The organism is Proteus hauseri, assembly GCF_004116975.1.
In the GTDB taxonomy this organism is placed as follows: Bacteria; Pseudomonadota; Gammaproteobacteria; order Enterobacterales; family Enterobacteriaceae; genus Proteus; species Proteus hauseri.
The window spans coordinates 3764065-3782324 of the sequence record NZ_CP026364.1; the positions used below are offsets into that span (position 1 = coordinate 3764065).

Here is an 18260-nt window from a genome sequence, read left to right on the forward strand (position 1 = left end):
CATACTGATGGCTCTTGTTTTTTTAACCTTTATCAACTATTGCTGATAAACGGTATTTTATTCCCACTCTATCGTTGCAGGTGGTTTTCCGCTGATATCATAAACGACTCTTGAAATACCACTCACTTCATTAATTATGCGGTTAGATACTCTACCAAGGAAATCGTATGGTAAGTGTGCCCAATGTGCAGTCATAAAATCTACGGTTTCGACTGCGCGCAATGAAACAACCCAGTCATATTTACGACCATCACCCATTACACCCACTGAACGTACTGGTAAGAATACAGTGAATGCTTGGCTAACTTTATTATACAAATCAGCTTTATGTAGCTCTTCGATAAAAATAGCATCAGCACGGCGCAATAAATCGCAATACTCTTTCTTCACTTCACCCAATACACGCACGCCTAAACCAGGGCCTGGGAATGGATGACGATAGAGCATATCGTATGGTAGGCCTAACTCTAAACCAATTTTACGCACTTCATCTTTAAAGAGCTCTTTTAATGGCTCAACTAATCCCAATTTCATATCATCAGGTAAGCCGCCCACATTGTGGTGTGATTTAATCACATGAGCCTTGCCTGTTGCTGATGCAGCTGATTCAATCACATCTGGGTAAATGGTGCCTTGTGCTAACCATTTAACTTGTGGCAACTTAACCGCTTCTTCATCGAAAATTTCAATAAATGAATGACCGATAATCTTACGCTTTTTCTCTGGATCATTTTCGCCTTTCAGCGCAGTTAAGAAACGATTTTCAGCTTCAACATGGATAATGTTAAGGTCAAATTTACCTTTAAACATTGCCATTACTTGCTCTGCTTCATTTAAACGCAACAAGCCATTATCAACAAATACGCAAGTTAAACGCTTACCAATTGCACGATTTAACAACAGCGCAGTAACAGATGAATCCACCCCACCAGAAAGCGCTAAAATAACGTGATCGTCGCCAATCTGTTCTTTTAAACGAGCCACTGTATCTTCGATAATCGCAGCCGATGTCCACAGTGCATCACAACCACAAATATCTAATACAAAACGTTTTAAAATTTCTAAACCTTGATGTGTGTGTGTCACTTCAGGGTGGAACTGAACACCATAAAAACGTTTTTCTTCATTTGCCATAATCGCAAATGGACAAGTTTCAGTACTTGCCACTGTAACGAAATCTGATGGAATAGCGGTAACTTTATCACCATGGCTCATCCATACGTCTAACAGTGGTGTGCCATTTTCATTAACAGAATCTTGAATACCACGGAATAATTCGCAAGTTTCACGGATTTCAACTTGTGAATAACCAAATTCACGCTCACCAGAAACTTCAACGGCACCACCTAACTGCATAGACATGGTTTGCATACCATAACAAATACCTAATACAGGAATACCTGCATTAAATACATATTCTGGCGCACGGGGGCTGTTATCTTCTGTAGTACTTTCAGGGCCACCAGACAGAATAATACCATTAGGATTAAATTCACGAATTTGTTCTTCTGTAACATCCCATGCCCAGAGTTCACAATAAACGCCGATTTCACGAATACGACGAGCAATAAGCTGTGTATATTGTGAACCGAAATCAAGGATAAGAATGCGATGATTATGGATATTTGCTGTCATTTGTGGTGAATTCCAAAACAGATAAAGTCATTAAGTTGAAAGGTTTGTAACTATGCATGCTATATTTTAGCTGCAATAATACAAACCTTTCTCGAAATAAATTACATACCTAAGCGATAATTAGGTGATTCTTTTGTGATAGTTACATCGTGAACATGGCTTTCCTGAATGCCCGCACCACTGATGCGAACAAATTCAGCTTTAGTATTCAGCTCTTTAATTGTTGCACAACCAGTTAAACCCATGCATGAACGTAAGCCACCCATTTGCTGGTGAACAATATTTTTTACCAACCCTTTATAAGCAACTCGGCCTTCAATACCTTCAGGAACCAGTTTATCTGCTGCATTATCGGTTTGGAAATAACGGTCTGATGAACCTTTCGACATTGCGCCTAAAGACCCCATACCACGATAAGATTTGTATGAACGGCCTTGGAATAGCTCAATTTCACCCGGAGATTCTTCTGTACCAGCAAACATTGACCCCACCATAACACAAGCGGCACCTGCTGCTAATGCTTTAGCGATGTCACCAGAGAAGCGAATGCCGCCGTCGGCAATAACGGGAATATTACGATCTTTCAATGCTTCAACCGCATCTGCGATAGCCGTAATTTGTGGTACACCCACACCAGTTACTATACGTGTAGTACAAATTGAACCTGGGCCAATACCTACTTTCACTGCGCTCACGCCAGCGTCTGCTAATGCTAAAGCCCCTTGCGCAGTTGCAACGTTACCGCCAATAATAGGTAAATTAGGATATAAGGCGCGTGTATCACGAATACGTTGCAATACACCCTCTGAATGACCATGAGATGAGTCGATAAGTAATACATCAACACCAGCTGCGACTAACGCAGCAACACGCTCTTCATTACCAGCACCAGCACCAACGGCTGCACCCACACGCAAACGTCCGTGCTCATCTTTACAAGCGTTAGGTTTACGTTCTGCTTTTTTGAAATCTTTAGCCGTGATCATGCCACGAAGATGGAAGCTGTCATCGACAACTAACGCTTTCTCAACACGTTTCTCATGCATCTTTTGCATAACAACATCGCGTGCTTCACCTTCTTTTACTGTGACTAAGCGCTCTTTTGGCGTCATGACTGCGGTCACAGGCTGATCTAAATCAGTAACAAAGCGAACATCACGGCCAGTAATAATACCGACAAGCTCATTTTGTTCAGTTACAACTGGATAACCTGCAAAGCCATTACGTTGTGTCATCTCATATACTTCACGTAATGAAGTTTCAGGTGTTACAGTGATAGGATCGGTAACAACACCACTTTCATGTTTTTTCACACGACGCACTTCTTCAGCTTGACGCTCGATAGACATATTTTTGTGGATAAATCCGATACCCCCCTCTTGTGCTAAAGCTATCGCTAAAGATGCTTCAGTAACAGTATCCATTGCAGCGGAGAGCATAGGCACATTTAAGCGGATAGTTTCTGTCAGTTGAGTAGACAAATCGGCAGTATTAGGAAGGACAGTTGAGTGTGCAGGAACTAACAAAACATCATCAAATGTAAGTGCTTCTTTTTTAATTCGTAACATAGCAATATCTCACCAGGCGGCATTTAGGAAATAGAAAATATTGCCGCGGCATTATACACACCGAAATCGGTTGCTTCTAGCTTTTTTTCAAAATTTATATTGATCCTATTGCTAACTTCGGTAGTATCGATTAATTAAGTCATTGTTTTAAAATTTGATCTGGCTCACATGACACTACCTGTAAATAACAATATTTTTACTGTCAGCCGTCTAAATAAGACCGTTCGTCAGCTTTTAGAAATGGAAATGGGACGCATTTGGATAAGTGCGGAGATTTCCAATTTTACTCAACCTGCTTCAGGGCATTGGTACTTCACGTTAAAAGATAACCAAGCTCAAATTAGAGCAGCGATGTTTCGTGGGCAAAATAGCAAAGTGACGTTTCGGCCTCAGCATGGTCAACAGGTTTTAGTTCGGGCCACAATTACCTTGTATGAGCCTAGAGGCGATTACCAACTTATTGTAGAAAGTATGCAACCCGCTGGCGATGGCTTATTGCAACAGCAATTTGAGTTATTAAAACAAAAACTTAGCGCTGAAGGTTTATTTGATGCTCTGCATAAAAAACCACTCCCAACACCAGCAAAACAGATTGGTGTTATTACTTCATCAACAGGTGCTGCATTGCACGATATTTTGCATATTCTTCGTCGTCGCGATCCTTCTCTGCCTGTACTTATTTATCCAACAGCCGTGCAAGGTGCCGAAGCGCCAATGCAGATAGTTCATGCTATCGAATTAGCCAATCGTCGCAAAGAGTGTGATGTACTCATTGTTGGTCGTGGTGGTGGCTCATTAGAAGATCTTTGGGCTTTTAATGATGAACGTGTTGCTCGTGCTATTTTTGCCAGTAAAATTCCTATCGTAAGTGCTGTCGGTCATGAAACTGATGTCACTATTGCTGATTTTGTTGCTGATTTAAGAGCACCAACGCCCTCTGCTGCCGCTGAATTAATTAGTCGTAATAAACTTGAGTTATTACGTCAATTGCAATCTCAGCAACAGCGCCTCGAAATGGCAATGGATTATTATTTAGCGAAAAAATTGCGCACAATGACGCAAATACATCATCGTTTACAACAGCAACATCCACATTTACGTCTTGCTCGTCAGCAAAACTTGCTGGCATCAACACAACAGCGTTTAGTAAATAGTTTTCAGCGAATTTTACAATCCAAACAACATCAACAAATTCAATTACAAAAACAACTTAATTACCAAGAGCCTAGACCTCAAATTCAAGCATTACTCCGTCAGCAACAACAGTTGATTTACCGTATGCGAGAAAGTATTTCACAACAGTTATCGCGTCAACGAGAACAGTTTGCAATCAGTTGTTCTCGTTTAGAAAGTGTGAGTCCTCTCGCAACACTTTCTCGTGGTTACAGTATTAGTGAAACAGAGTCTGGAGAAGTGCTGAAAAACACCAAGCAAGTTAAAGCGGGTGATGCGCTAAAAACCCGTGTTGAGGATGGCTGGATAACGAGTGAAGTAGTAAAAACACAAAAAATCAGAGCAAAACGGAAAACAATTAGCAAAACAGATGAATGACACATAAATATCTAGAATAAAAAAACGGCACCTTAATGATGCCGTTTTTTAGTAACTTGTTATTAAGAATATGATGGTGAAATATTAAAAACGAATTTCCCCACCAAAGAGATAACTTCTGCCTCTCGCTGTTTGTTTTTCACTTCCTTGTTCACTCATATCTGGCGCTGAATTACTTCTATCTAATGGATTAGAATAGTTTTTATTCATTACATTTTGTACTGAAAATTTCAATGAAATATTTTTATTTACGCGATAATTACCATATAGATCAATGACTGTTGGTATATTTTCTTGTTCTTCCATTGGAATTTTACCCGTATCATAATCTACACCATTTGGTGAAGCTTTACGTGTTTTACCCGTCAATTGAATTATTGTTCCTAATTCTAGTGATCGGTCGTCAAATAATCGGACACCCGCATCAACAGTGGCATAATATTTAGGTAATTCAGAAGCTGGCGATTGACCAAAAGATGCAGATGCAAGAGAGGTTGGTTGCGCTGTACGTTCATTGCTATAGGAAATTGTGGAATAAACTACACCAGCATCATAATTAAGCTGTAATTCATAACCCCTCATAGCAACAGGATCGATACTATTAGTATATAAATTAATATTGCCGTCATTTTCTATATTATTAAAATCTTCAATTGTTAAACTACCGTCATCTTTACAACGTCGTCCTCCTTTACACACTAAATAGGAATCACTAGAAATATAATTTTTAACTTTTGTGTGATACCAAAGTGCTTTTAAATAAAAACTATCACCTTCAATGAATAAATTAGGACGATAGCTATTAAAACCTATTTGAAATGTATCTGCCTTTTCACTTTTTAAAAATGGATTCATTGAAGCACCACCTTCATTAGCAAAAAAGATTTCTTGTGGATTAGGTGCCCTCATACTATGCGCATAACTAACAAATGGCTGAAATTCAGGGATAACTTGTGCTGCGATTAATACACCCGGATCCCAATTTCTGTCATGACGATTTAAATCCATAGCGCCTTCAGGAAAACAAGCATCACGTGCCGCACAAGCCGGTTTATGTCCTTTTATATTGTAATCAACATAATTTAAATTAAGATCGAGAGTATAAATATCATACTCAAATTTCATTTGAGAAAAGAAACTCGTTAAATTATTTTTACCTTGAGGAGCAAATGGGTTACTTTCCACCATATTATTGGCTTGCCAAGGATCAGTAGAAGGTGCAATAACAGAGCGCTTATATTCTGTTGACATTAATTTAGAACCTAATGTTAATGCCATATCTAATTCACCATAATTAAAACGACTAGTGTTTTTCGCAACCAGTGAATTAGAGATATTTTCAGCATTAGCATTACGTAAACTCATCAAAGAGTCACCTTCAAACTTTTGTGATGCATTGCTACGGCTTAATAGAATCTCACTATCAAATAAATCATTTAATGGTGTATAACGATATTTTGCATAATAATCTTTACTGTCGATATCTCGACGGTTAAATTTATTACGGTAAAAACGACCGCTTAGCTCTAGTTCATGAGAATCATTGGGTTTTATATTAATTTTAGTTAATTCTGAATGAGGTCTTTGATTGAAATTTTTATTTGTTGCAAACTCTTCACTATTAAATCCAGCACCATTCTTATAAGAAGATTCAATTTTATGCCCACTTAATGCTAACATTGCGCCAATACTACCATCATCATTAAATAGGGATTGTCTGCCCGCTACCGCAACCATGCCGTTATATCCCAACCCATTACTACCACCAGCCACTTTACTTCTTACTCCCCATAAATGATTTGTAAATAAAATATCTTCTATTCCAATAGTTTTAAAATTAGCGCTACCCGCTAATGCATTAATACTATTTTCACCATCTTGCTGTCCGCGAGAAATATCAATTTGAACAATAAAGTTAGGATCAACCATACTATTAAACTGGTTATAAGGTTGCCCACCATGAGAATATTGACTTGGGGAAGTGCTATATAATGTTTGAGTAACACCATCAACCATCATATTAACTCGACCAAAACCACTAAGACCACGAATATTCACACTGACCCCAGGCTGGCTTACATCCATTTGAGTGTAAGTTCCGGGCGTTGAACGCAGAGCCTGTTCTACTGATTGCAAATTATTAATTTCACCAATAGCGCTATAAGCCCCTGGTTTGGCTAGTGCTTTCTGTTCAGGGGTCTCTTTTTGTTGTGCAGATGAAACTTTTAAGCTACCAAATTGAACTGGTTTATTTTCTTCAGCGGCAATAACGATGCCATTAATACCTGAAAATAGAATAAATGTACTAATTATTTTCCTTGTAGATCTCATAACGAACCCATTCTTTATTTTATTTAAATAATAGGCTCACGCTGCTTTAATATAATATTAGAATAACCTTTTTTATAAGGTATTATTTATTAATAGTATTATTGTTATTATATCTATAGTTATTATTATTCTAAAAAATCGACAAAAAACTGTCTCTCTTAAAATGAGAGACAGTTTATAATGTAATTATTTAATCAATTAGTTTATATTTTGCGCTTTAAAATATACTTCGGGTTTCTCAAGCATCAGAATAAATGCATATTCTTTGGCTGTATCACGTAAGCGATTAAATCGACCTGACTTACCACCATGACCTGCACGCATATCTGTGTCCAGCAATAATAAATTATTATCTGTTTTTAATTCACGTAATTTAGCAACCCATTTAGCAGGCTCGAAATATTGAACTTGTGAATCATGTAATCCTGTCGTTACTAATAAATGAGGGTAATCTTGAGCCACAACATTATCGTATGGGCTGTAGGATTTTAAGCGGAAATAAACATCTTTATCTGCTGGATTACCCCATTCTTCATATTCACCCGTTGTTAGTGGAATAGAAGCATCAAGCATAGTCGTCACGACATCAACAAAAGGCACCTGGGCAACAACACCACGGTATAATTCTGGCGCCATATTAACAACAGCGCCCATTAATAACCCCCCTGCACTTCCACCCATAGCATAAACATGATTAGAAGCACCATAGCCTTTTTGAACTAAGTATTTAGTTGCATCAATAAAGTCAGTAAAGCTATTAACTTTATGCTCCATTTTACCTTGGTTATACCAGCGTTTACCTAATTCTCCACCTCCGCGTACGTGTACTATCGCATATACAAAGCCTCTGTCTAATAAGCTTAAGCGTGGTGAACTAAATGAAGGATCAATACTGCTACCATAAGAACCATAACCATAAATTAAGATAGGATTTTTAGCATTGATAAAGAGATCTTTCCGATAAACCAATGAAATTGGTACTTCTACACCATCATGCGCTTTTACCCAAATACGCTGGCTTTCATATAAATCACGTTCAAAACCTTTGACTTCTTGCTGTTTGAGTAACTGTTTTTGATGCGTTTGCATATTCCATTGATAAGTGGAAGTGGGTGTTGTCATTGATGTGTATCCAAAGCGCAATTCTTCACTATCTGCTTGTGGATTAAAGCCTAACCATGCCATATAAACCGGGTCATCAAAGGTTACTTTTGTTGATTCACCCGTTTGCCAATCTATTTGACGCAACGATACTAAGCCTTGTTGACGTTCTTCAAGCACTAGCCAGCGGTTAAATAAGTCAAAACCTTCCAGATCAACATCTTTTTGAGGTGCAATTACGGTTTGCCAAGGTTTATCAATTGCTGCTGTTTTATATAAACCAAATAATTCACTTTCATGATTTGAGCGAATATAGAATTCGCCTTTAAAGTGATCAATATCGTATTCACGCCCTTCTTGACGCACGGAAAATATCACCATCGGTTTTTCTGGTGAATTAGCATCGATTAAACGATATTCAGATGTGGTAGAGCTTTCGATAGAAACTAAGATATAATCTTTTGACTTACTTTTGCCCATCCATGTATAAAAGCGATCATCATTCTCTTCAAAGATTTTTACATCTTTTTCACGCTCTGAGCCATATTGATGGCGATAGATTTGATATGGCAATAATGTCTGAGGATCTTTGTCAACATAAAATAGAGTATTGCTATCATTTGCCCATACTAGGTTTGCTGAGATATCAGTTAATACATTCTCTTTCCATTCTTTATCAGCAACATTTTTATAAGCAACGGTATAATTTCTTCGACCTTCTTTATCTTCAGCTATAGCAATGCGCTTGTTATCTGGGCTAATAGTTAAATCACCAAGCTGGTAAAACTCATGGCCTTTAGCACGCTCATTCCCATCAATTAGTACTTCCCAATTATCTTTGTCACCAATAGGTTTGCGTTGATAAATCGGAAAGTCTTTTCCTTCTTGATAAATAGTACGATATGTATACCCATTATAATCATATGGTACAGATTCATCGTTTTGAGCCATGCGACTTACCATTTCAGTAAAAAGTGTTTCTTCAAGGGCTTTCCCCTCTTTCATTACTGATTCGGTATAGGCATTTTCCGCGTTTAAATAATCCAAAACTTGTGGATCTTTGCGTGCATCATCTCTTAACCAATAATAATTATCTGTACGCGTATCCCCATGTTCAGTCATAACATGAGGTATTTTATTTGCTTTTGGTGGCATCGTTATAGCGTCCTTCTGAGTTTGAGCCATTGCAGGTGTTGCTGTTATTAACAGCGCCATCATGGCACCTGTTAATCTCATCGTCACCGTTTTTCTTGTCACTGATAACATTCTTATTTCCTTTTCAATCCTTGGTTATAGCGCCAATGTAGAAAACTCAATCGACATTTCAACTGTAATTTCTCCCTTAAACAATAACTCTTCAGGGGGAATAGGAAGGGGCTGAGCCCGTTTGAGTACTCTTTGCGCTTCTCTGTCTAAAGAACGAACACCACTGCTATTAATAAGTTCACTTGATATCACATATCCTTGCTGATCTACGACAAATCGCACTTTCGGTATTCCCATCCGTCCTTTGCTTTTCGCCTCTTCAGGATAAGCTTTATAACGGTTTAAGTGCCCTTTAGTTTTAGCTTGCCATAGCGCTAGTGCATCTGCTTTTTTATCTGAATCGCTATCATAGTTTGCAGAAACAGTATCAGATTGCTGTTTAGCAACAGAACGACTACTTGAAGGCGCTGATTGGCTAGAAACATTCTCACTAATTATTGGTGAAGGCTTAGTGGGGGAAGTTGTTGTTTTTACTGTAGCCGTTTGTTCAACACGCATTATTTTTTTAGGTTTTTCAATAACAATATCGGCATTCTCATTAATTACGATATCGGGTTGTTTCTCAGCCATCTCTTGCTCAACTTTCTTTTGACTAGCAACAGCCAATTGTTGATCAATACCAATTACTTGTTTTTCTTCACTAAGTGCTTGAATATTTTCACTAAGTGTCATCATAACAGCTAATTCAGGTTCTTGTATTATCGTTGTTTTATCTTGATAGAAGTGAAAACAAGCAATAACTAAAACCGCATGAACACTAATGGCCAGAACCAACGCTTTATAGTTAAAGGGCTTCAATCTTGGCATTTGGTCTACGTAAGAAGATATAATCATAATGGCGATATCGAGAAAATTAAGGTAAAGCGACAGGTGTTATCCAAAGATAATCAGCATGTACTGAGGTAATATCGCTACCTTCTTCAGCCATTATTACAACTGTGATTTTTTCATCCGGTGCTAAATCAGCAATATGTAAAGGCACACCCATCACTTTTGTTGCATGAAAAGATCCTGCTATTAATAGCGCCGGCGTTGGTGCGGCTAATAAACGCTCAGCCATTGTGCGGTCTCGCAGCTGTTGGATAAGCATCATTTTTTCATAGTTTATTTTATCAAGCGTATTGCCGTGTGAAGTTTGAATAGTTTCTTGAATTAACTGGCGAACTTGTGGGGCTGTTGAATACACTCCATCAATTACAGGCGGATTTTTATAAGCTTTAGATATATCTTCTCGATCAATATTCGCGGCAAGTAGTGGATAGTTGGCACTTAGTCCTTCCTTAACAATATTTCCATACCATTTCCAAGGCCAACCTGTATTCCATTTCAATGCAGCCATTAAACGTTCATCACGTAAATATTCAGAACCTGAATAACGCTTTTTGACGTTATCGACTAAATATTGTTGATTTGGTGTTAACATTTCTAGCAATACCGCACCTTGTGGGCGTATTTGCGTTAATTGTGTCATTAACCAATACTCAATATCGTGATGATAAATATTATCGTGCTTTTCCCCAATAATAACGCGTGATTGATTTGCTAATTCAATCAATAACTCTTCTGCCGTAATCGATTTTCCATTATGCGTATTAATGATTTGAGCTGAATGAATAATTTCAGTATTTACAATTGGTTTAGCTTGTTTCTCTAGTGAACTACAAGCAGGCAAAGCAATTAGCACCACTAATGGTAGAATTTTTTTAGCTATTGAGAAAAGCATGATAACCCTTGCTAGTTATATTTACTTATTAAAGAAAGCAAATAGGGTAATATCATTACTAATGATTATCAATATCATTCTCATATTAATTTGTATTTAGTATTTTTTTATGTGTAAAAATAAAGCGCCTAAGATCAAGGCGCTTTTCTAACTTTAATTAAATTAGTTTGATTAATTTATCATTAACCTTAGGCCTGAGATTGCGCTTGAGCTTCAACCACGGCTAATGCAACCATATTAACGATACGGCGAACTGATGCTATTGGCGTAAGAATATGTGCAGGTTTTGCCACTCCCATCAAGACAGGACCGACTGTTACGCCATTAGAACTAGTTACACGTAATAAGTTATAACTAATACGTGCTGCTTCCATTGTTGGCATCACCAATAAATTAGCAGAACCTTTTAATGTGCTGTCTGGCATAATATCGCGGCGAATAGATTCAACGAGTGCCGCATCTGCATGCATTTCACCATCAATCTCTAATTCAGGTGCACGTTGCTTAATTATTTCTAATGCTTTTCTTAGTTTTATCGATGATGGGCTATCAAAAGAACCAAAACTTGAACGCGAAACTAACGCAGCTTTTGGTTCAATACCAAAACGACGAATGGTATCCGCTGCCATAATAGTAATATCGGCTAATTGCTCTGCTGTCGGATCTTCATTCACGTATGTGTCAGTAATAAAGGTGTTTCCGCTTGGTAATAACAGTGCATTCATTGCCCCTGCTGTTTCCATTCCTTCGCGTAAACCAAACACATTTTTATATACTTCAAAGTGTTCCGCATAACTACCAACCGTACCGCAAATAAGACCATCAGCTTCACCTCTGCGCACCATAATGGCACCGATAAGCGTTGGATTACCAATCATTGCGCGACGAGCTTGTTCTTGTGAAACACCACGACGCTTCATTATTTGATGATATTCTTGCCAGTATTCTTTAAAACGTGGATCGTTTTCGTTATTCACTACTTCAAAGTCTTTGCCTGCTTGAATGTGTAATCCTAATTTTTGGATCCGCATTTCAATCACACTAGGGCGACCAATCAAAATTGGCGTTGCTAACCCTAATGTCACTAACTCTTGTGTAGCATGTAATACGCGATTTTCTTCACCTTCTGCAAGAACAATGCGTTTTTTCTCTTTTTTGGCTTGAGAAAAAATTGGCTTCATAAATAAGTTGGTTTTATAAACAAACTCGTTGAGATGTTCAATATAAGCTGCAAAATCTTTAATTGGTCGTGTTGCAACACCTGAGTCCATTGCTGCTTTTGCCACAGCGGGTGCTATTTTTACGATTAAGCGAGGATCAAATGGTTTTGGAATTATATATTCAGGACCAAATGATAGCTCTTGATCACCATAAGCAGAGGCCACTTCTTCATTTTGCTCAGCTAGTGCCAATTCAGCTATTGCATGCACACAAGCCAGCTTCATTTCTTCATTAATTGCCGTTGCCCCTACATCTAATGCACCTCGGAAAATAAATGGGAAACAAAGTACGTTATTAACCTGATTTGGATAATCAGAACGTCCTGTACAAATAATAGCGTCAGAACGAACTGCTTTTGCTAATGGTGGCAGTATCTCAGGTTCGGGGTTTGCCAGCGCGAGAATAAGAGGGTCGCGTGCCATTTTCTTAACCATTTCTTGTGTCAAGACACCAGGCCCTGAACAACCCAAGAAGATATCTGCGTTGTTGATAACATCATCCAATGTACGGCTGCCATTATCTTCTATTGCGTAAGCCGCTTTAGTTTCTGCCATATTTACTTCGCGACCGCGGTAAATAACCCCTTTAGAGTCACAAACTACGATATTTTCGCGCTTTAATCCTAAGGCAACTAATAAGTTCATACATGCAATAGAAGCCGCACCCGCACCTGAAACAACCAGCCTAACTTTATCAATTTCTTTACGAACAATACGTAACCCATTGAGGATCGCAGCAGTAGAGATAATTGCGGTACCATGTTGGTCATCATGAAAGACTGGGATCTTCATTCTTTCGCGCAGTTTTTGTTCAATATAGAAACATTCTGGCGCTTTAATATCTTCTAAGTTGATACCACCAAACGTTGGTTCTAATGATGCAACAATATCAATTAATTTATCAGGATCTGTTTCATTGACTTCAATATCAAAAACATCAACGCCAGAAAATTTCTTAAATAAAACACCCTTACCTTCCATTACGGGTTTACCGGCTAATGCACCGATGTTACCTAAACCAAGTACCGCAGTACCATTTGAGATAACACCGACAAGATTCCCCTTAGCGGTATAACGATAAGCGGCTAAAGGATCTGCGGCAATTTCCAAACAAGGTGCTGCTACACCAGGCGAATAAGCTAATGCTAAATCACGTTGTGTTATCAGTGGTTTTGTGGGAGTAACAGTAATTTTACCGGGAGTTGGAAATTCATGAAAATCTAATGCGCTTTGTTTTAATGTGTCTTCCATTTTCATATCCTTTTGTATCAACAGAGTAAGGGCTTCGTTAGTATAATGGTAATAATGCGTTAAATCATGACGAAATCGACACTTTTTTCAAATTAGTAGACAAGATTTATTATAAATATCTAATACCTCGTTATAGGTATATTATTAACTCAGTTTAATTTCATCTCTGTAATAAACTCGAACAGAAAAAAGACAATGTTTGTTTATTATTTATCAGTTACTAAATTAACAATTCAAATAATTATTTTTTTTATATTGTTTTATAAACCAATAACTATTTTCACTTGTTTATTAATTTTAAAATAGAAAAACATTATCTTAACTCATTGTATTTACTTCAGATTCATAGCATTAGGACTTTTGTTAGTCGTTTTGGTTATTTTCTTTTTTACCCGTAACAATAATTGGTGTAATATTGCCAACCGTCAATTTTATTTTCTTATTGTTTTAATAAGATGTCTGATTCTATTTTTTATTCCTCATTTGGAATTTGTTTTATTTATTTTCTACTTTTGGAAAGATTACGCACATTTTTATTTTTTTAGGGAGAGGGGTTATGCCTAGCTACTCAATTATGATAGTGGATGATCACCCTGTCATGAGATATGGATTACGGCTATTGTTAGAAAAAGACAAGGAATTTGTTGTAGTAAGCGAAAGTGGCAACGCAAAAGAAGCAATAACTACCGCGCAACAGTTAAATCCAGACCTTATTATGATGGACTTAAATCTTCAGGGTCGTTCTGGTATTGATATTATCCGAACTTTACGCCGAGCAGGTTTAACATCATATGTTTTGGTTTTATCTGTTTCAGATGCTCGCAGTGATGTTTATGCTGCTTTGGATGCTGGCGCAAACGGTTATCTTTTAAAAGAGTGTGAAATTGATATGCTGCTATTAAGTTTACGTAAGGCGGTGGTTGGGCATCCCGTTTATAGTGAACGTGTTTGGCAATATATTCAATTACGACAAAACTATTCTGACCCACTATCAGCATTAACAAAAAGAGAATTAGATGTACTTCATGAAGTTTCTGGTGGTATGAAAAATAAACAAATTGCTGAAAATTTATTTATTTCTGAAGAAACTGTCAAAGTGCATATTCGCAATATATTAAAGAAGCTACAGGTAACATCACGTTTAGCTGCAAGCCTTATTTTAATTAAGCATCAACATTAATAAATCTACCCCGGCTTAAAACCGGGGTAGATTTGTAATAGTGATGTATAAATTAAACACCAACTCACTACCTATTCAATTGGAACGGGATAACTTATTACTTTAAAGTGCTCATCAGGTAGCTTTTCAATTTTTAATTGATAAAGCTCTCGGTTAATACCATTGATCACAATGTCCAGCTCACTAAATGCGGATTGGATTTCTGAATTATTTGCCCAAGATGGTATACCCTTCACTCCATAATAAAAATAAATTGTACTTTTCCCTGAATCTATTGGCTCTATTTCTTTAATTTGACTAATAAAAAGGTGCCCATAGCAAAAATCTTGGTAAGGCTGCCAAGCTTTACGCCCTTTTTCACTTAGGTTAAATACCCATTCTTCACCATTAGATGTTTGTTCTATTAAACCGGCTTCCATCAATGCATGCATTCTTTCTAATACCCAAGGGGCATCATCTTCATTGCTGTAAACGGGCCATTTTCCTTCACCTAAACACAATAAATAATCACTGTTGAAAAATGCCTGTAGGGCTATTTTATACTCATCAACTTTTTTGCTGTCTTCGTCTTCATTTGCCCAGCTACAAGTTGAAAGTAAAAGCAATATAAGACTCAGTGAAATGCTTTTCATATTTTCTTTTACCAACGGAAATCTTTATTTCTATTACTCTACGTTACACAATTCGCTACACTACTATGACAGGTTAATATCCGATATATTTTATAATGTAAATAGGATTTTTCACTACAGCAAAACCTGTTATTTTGGAATTGTATAACACTCATTCTATTTATTACCGATATTACGCATTGTCATATAAGGAAAATTTCATGTCCACTACAAACCTGACATATACTATGTACGGCATAAAAAATTGCGATACCATCAAAAAAGCAATCAAATGGCTGGACGAAAATCATATTCCTTACGTTTTTCATGATTACCGCAAAGACGGTTTGACGGAAGCATTATTACGCAGCTTTACAGAAAATATAGATTGGCAGACACTTGTTAATAAAAGAGGAACAACTTGGCGCCAATTATCTGATGATGAAAAAAATGCAATCACTGACACAACATCGGCTATTGCTTTGATGTTAGATAAACCCGCGGTGATAAAACGCCCTATCCTTGTTGCCTCTGATAACCGTTTTCTTGTTGGTTTTAATACCAATGACTACACCACTTTTACAGGAGCCTAATTTTTATGTCCTGTCCTGTTATTGAGCTTGCACAACAACTGATTGCTCGCCCTTCTATCAGCCCTGATGATCAAGGCTGTCAGCAGCTAATTATCGATAGACTTAGCCCCTTGGGCTTTACTATTGAAAAAATGCCCTTTGGTGATACTGAAAACTTATGGGCATGTCGCGGTGGTGAAGGTGAAACCCTCGCATTTGCGGGTCACACTGATGTGGTTCCTACTGGTGATCCTGCTTTGTGGGATAATCCACCATTTGAACCTTCTATTCGTGATGGAATGCTTTATGGTCGAGGAGCCGCGGATATGAAAGGTTCACTAGCTGCAATGATTGTTGCTGCTGAACGTTTTGTCCGTTCATATCCTGAACATCGTGGCCGTTTAGCTTTTCTTATTACATCAGATGAAGAAGCGAAAGCCGCAGATGGCACAGTGAAAGTTGTACAATCTTTAATGTCTCGCGGTGAACGCCTAGATTATTGTCTTATTGGTGAACCTTCAAGCCAACATCAATTAGGTGATATGGTAAAAAATGGCCGTAGAGGTTCAATAACAGCAAATCTGATTATTCACGGTGTACAAGGTCATGTGGCATACCCTCATCTCGCAGAAAACCCCATTCATTGTGCATCGCCATTTATACAAGAATTAGTAAATACTGTTTGGGATGAGGGTAATAAATTTTTTCCTGCAACCACCATGCAAATTGCCAATATTCATGCAGGCACTGGCAGCAACAATGTAATCCCTGGTGAATTATTTATTCAATTTAACTTCCGTTTTAGTACCGCAATCACCGATGAAGAGATACGCCAACGTACCGAAACTTTATTACAAAAACACCAACTTCGTTATAGTTTAGAATGGTCTTTATCGGGTCAACCATTTATTACAGGTAAAGGTAAACTACTTGATGCGGTTCGTTATTCTGTCAAGCATTACACAAATTTAGATCCAGAATTATCCACCAGCGGTGGCACTTCCGATGGTCGATTCATTGCACAAATGGGTGCTCAAGTTGTTGAGCTAGGGCCTATCAATGCGACAATTCACAAAGTAAATGAATGTGTTAATGCCGCTGATTTACAACAACTTAGCCGAATTTATCAGAGAATTATGGAGCAACTCGTTTTATGATAACCCCATTAATGTTAACTGGACGATCCACTGATCATTTGGTGTCGTTATCAGGCCAACATCGCTTACAATTTAACGCCACAAAAGCTTTTTTAGCGTTACAGCAGCAAGCAGCGAAAGCGGGTTTTAAATTAGAGGCAGCAAGCTCATTTCGTGATTTCAATCGTCAATTAGCGATATGGAACGGTAAATTTGAAGGCTCTCGCCCTGTGTTAAATGCCCAAAGTCAGCCCATAGACATTCATCAATTATCAGAGGATAAGCGTTGTCAGGCTATTTTAAAATGGTCTGCATTGCCCGGTGCAAGTCGCCACCACTGGGGAACAGAAATCGATATTTACGATCCTTTTCGTCTACCTGCGGGACAATCTTTACAATTAGAGCCTTGGGAATATGAAGCTGGAGGCTATTTTGCTCAATTAAGTGAATGGTTAACAGAAAATATGTCGAGCTATGATTTTTATCGCCCATTTATCCATAAAGAAAGCTATATCGCTTATGAGCCTTGGCATATTAGTTATTGGCCATTATCTCATGAAGCATCTTTAGCTTACACTCCCGATATTTTAAAGTCTGTATTACTAGAAGAAGATATCCGTGGTAAGCAGTGGTTATTAGCAAACCTCGACGAAATATTTCAGCACTACATTGTGTTGCCTGAATAACACTATTTATCACAAGGGACTTCCTGTTGATCATTTACAGGGAGCCTCCACATAAAAATAAGTAAACACACTAAGATAATCAGCAATAATACTCTTACCCATAGCATAGAAACTAGCCATAATGAGAGTGAAAAAGTAAGTAAAATAATCATTATCGCTTTTGGTTTAGCCCCTTTAGGCATTGCTTTATAAGTTTGCCAATAACGTAAGTAAGGACCAAACCAAGAACGATAAAGTAACCAGTAATGAAAACGCTGTGATGAACGCGAAAAACACCAAGCGGCTAATAATAAAAATGGGGTTGTGGGAAGTACAGGCAAAATAACACCAAGAGTTGCTAAACCAACACATAACCAACCCGCTATAATTAAGAGTATCCGTTTCACGTTATATTTTTCCGATTAATCTCTTTTGGTTGTATATAATAAA

Annotated in this window: 14 protein-coding genes; 5 read left to right on the plus strand and 9 right to left on the minus strand. The window is 37.7% G+C overall.

The features are described from left to right. Window positions 1-57: 57 nt before the first annotated feature. Together guaA and guaB are read right to left on the minus strand one after the other, a co-directional pair. The gene (gene guaA / locus PH4a_RS17330) at window positions 58-1635 is read right to left on the minus strand and encodes a glutamine-hydrolyzing GMP synthase (RefSeq protein WP_129041554.1); all 1578 of its coding nucleotides are present in this window, start codon (window positions 1633-1635) and stop codon (window positions 58-60) included. A gap of 101 nt (window positions 1636-1736) precedes the next feature. Further along, window positions 1737-3203 (minus strand): IMP dehydrogenase, encoded by a 1467-nt coding sequence (guaB, locus tag PH4a_RS17335; RefSeq protein ID WP_129041556.1) that lies wholly within the window; start codon window positions 3201-3203, stop codon window positions 1737-1739. Between the two features lie 168 nt (window positions 3204-3371). On the opposite strand from guaB, the gene xseA reads away from it, so the two are divergent. Next, window positions 3372-4754 (plus strand): exodeoxyribonuclease VII large subunit, encoded by a 1383-nt coding sequence (gene xseA, locus PH4a_RS17345; RefSeq protein ID WP_129041558.1) that lies wholly within the window; start codon window positions 3372-3374, stop codon window positions 4752-4754. 84 nt (window positions 4755-4838) lie between these two features. On the opposite strand, the gene PH4a_RS17350 is transcribed toward xseA, so the two are convergent. From PH4a_RS17350 to maeB, 5 genes are all read right to left on the minus strand, one after another. After that, window positions 4839-7085 carry a TonB-dependent receptor domain-containing protein gene (locus tag PH4a_RS17350; RefSeq protein ID WP_129041560.1) on the minus strand — a complete coding sequence of 749 codons (2247 nt, stop codon included), beginning with the start codon at window positions 7083-7085 and terminating at the stop codon, window positions 4839-4841. A gap of 198 nt (window positions 7086-7283) precedes the next feature. After that, window positions 7284-9452, minus strand: a complete 2169-nt coding sequence (locus PH4a_RS17355) for a S9 family peptidase (protein WP_129041563.1) — start codon at window positions 9450-9452, stop codon at window positions 7284-7286. Between the two features lie 24 nt (window positions 9453-9476). After that, entirely contained in the window at window positions 9477-10259 is a 783-nt protein-coding gene (locus PH4a_RS17360; protein ID WP_244212913.1) for an energy transducer TonB family protein, read from the minus strand. 46 nt (window positions 10260-10305) lie between these two features. Next, window positions 10306-11175, minus strand: a complete 870-nt coding sequence (locus PH4a_RS17365; protein WP_129041567.1) for a ChaN family lipoprotein — start codon at window positions 11173-11175, stop codon at window positions 10306-10308. Between the two features lie 188 nt (window positions 11176-11363). After that, entirely contained in the window at window positions 11364-13646 is a 2283-nt protein-coding gene (gene maeB, locus PH4a_RS17370) for an NADP-dependent oxaloacetate-decarboxylating malate dehydrogenase (RefSeq protein ID WP_129041569.1), read from the minus strand. Window positions 13647-14202: 556 nt separating this feature from the next. On the opposite strand from maeB, the gene PH4a_RS17375 reads away from it, so the two are divergent. Further along, complete coding sequence (locus PH4a_RS17375) at window positions 14203-14826, plus strand: response regulator (protein ID WP_129041571.1); 624 nt, start codon at window positions 14203-14205, stop codon at window positions 14824-14826. A gap of 71 nt (window positions 14827-14897) precedes the next feature. Here PH4a_RS17375 and PH4a_RS17380 read toward each other — a convergent pair whose 3' ends face one another. Next, the gene (locus tag PH4a_RS17380) at window positions 14898-15458 is read right to left on the minus strand and encodes a hypothetical protein (protein ID WP_064720220.1); all 561 of its coding nucleotides are present in this window, start codon (window positions 15456-15458) and stop codon (window positions 14898-14900) included. A gap of 200 nt (window positions 15459-15658) precedes the next feature. Here PH4a_RS17380 and PH4a_RS17385 point away from each other — a divergent pair, with 200 nt between their 5' ends. Genes PH4a_RS17385 through PH4a_RS17395 form a run of 3 tightly spaced genes read left to right on the plus strand, consistent with a single transcriptional unit; the run spans window position 15659 to window position 17831 of the window. Then, window positions 15659-16030 (plus strand): ArsC family reductase, encoded by a 372-nt coding sequence (locus tag PH4a_RS17385; protein ID WP_064720221.1) that lies wholly within the window; start codon window positions 15659-15661, stop codon window positions 16028-16030. Between the two features lie 5 nt (window positions 16031-16035). Next, window positions 16036-17166, plus strand: a complete 1131-nt coding sequence (gene dapE, locus PH4a_RS17390; RefSeq protein ID WP_129041573.1) for a succinyl-diaminopimelate desuccinylase — start codon at window positions 16036-16038, stop codon at window positions 17164-17166. Continuing rightward, the gene (locus PH4a_RS17395) at window positions 17163-17831 is read left to right on the plus strand and encodes a M15 family metallopeptidase (protein ID WP_129041575.1); all 669 of its coding nucleotides are present in this window, start codon (window positions 17163-17165) and stop codon (window positions 17829-17831) included. Before dapE ends, PH4a_RS17395 begins: the two co-directional genes overlap by 4 nt. A 2-nt stretch (window positions 17832-17833) precedes the next feature. Here PH4a_RS17395 and PH4a_RS17400 read toward each other — a convergent pair whose 3' ends face one another. Then, window positions 17834-18217: a DUF454 family protein gene (locus tag PH4a_RS17400; protein ID WP_129041577.1), complete on the minus strand. Its 384-nt coding sequence runs from the start codon at window positions 18215-18217 to the stop codon at window positions 17834-17836. Between the last annotated feature and the right edge of the window lie 43 nt (window positions 18218-18260).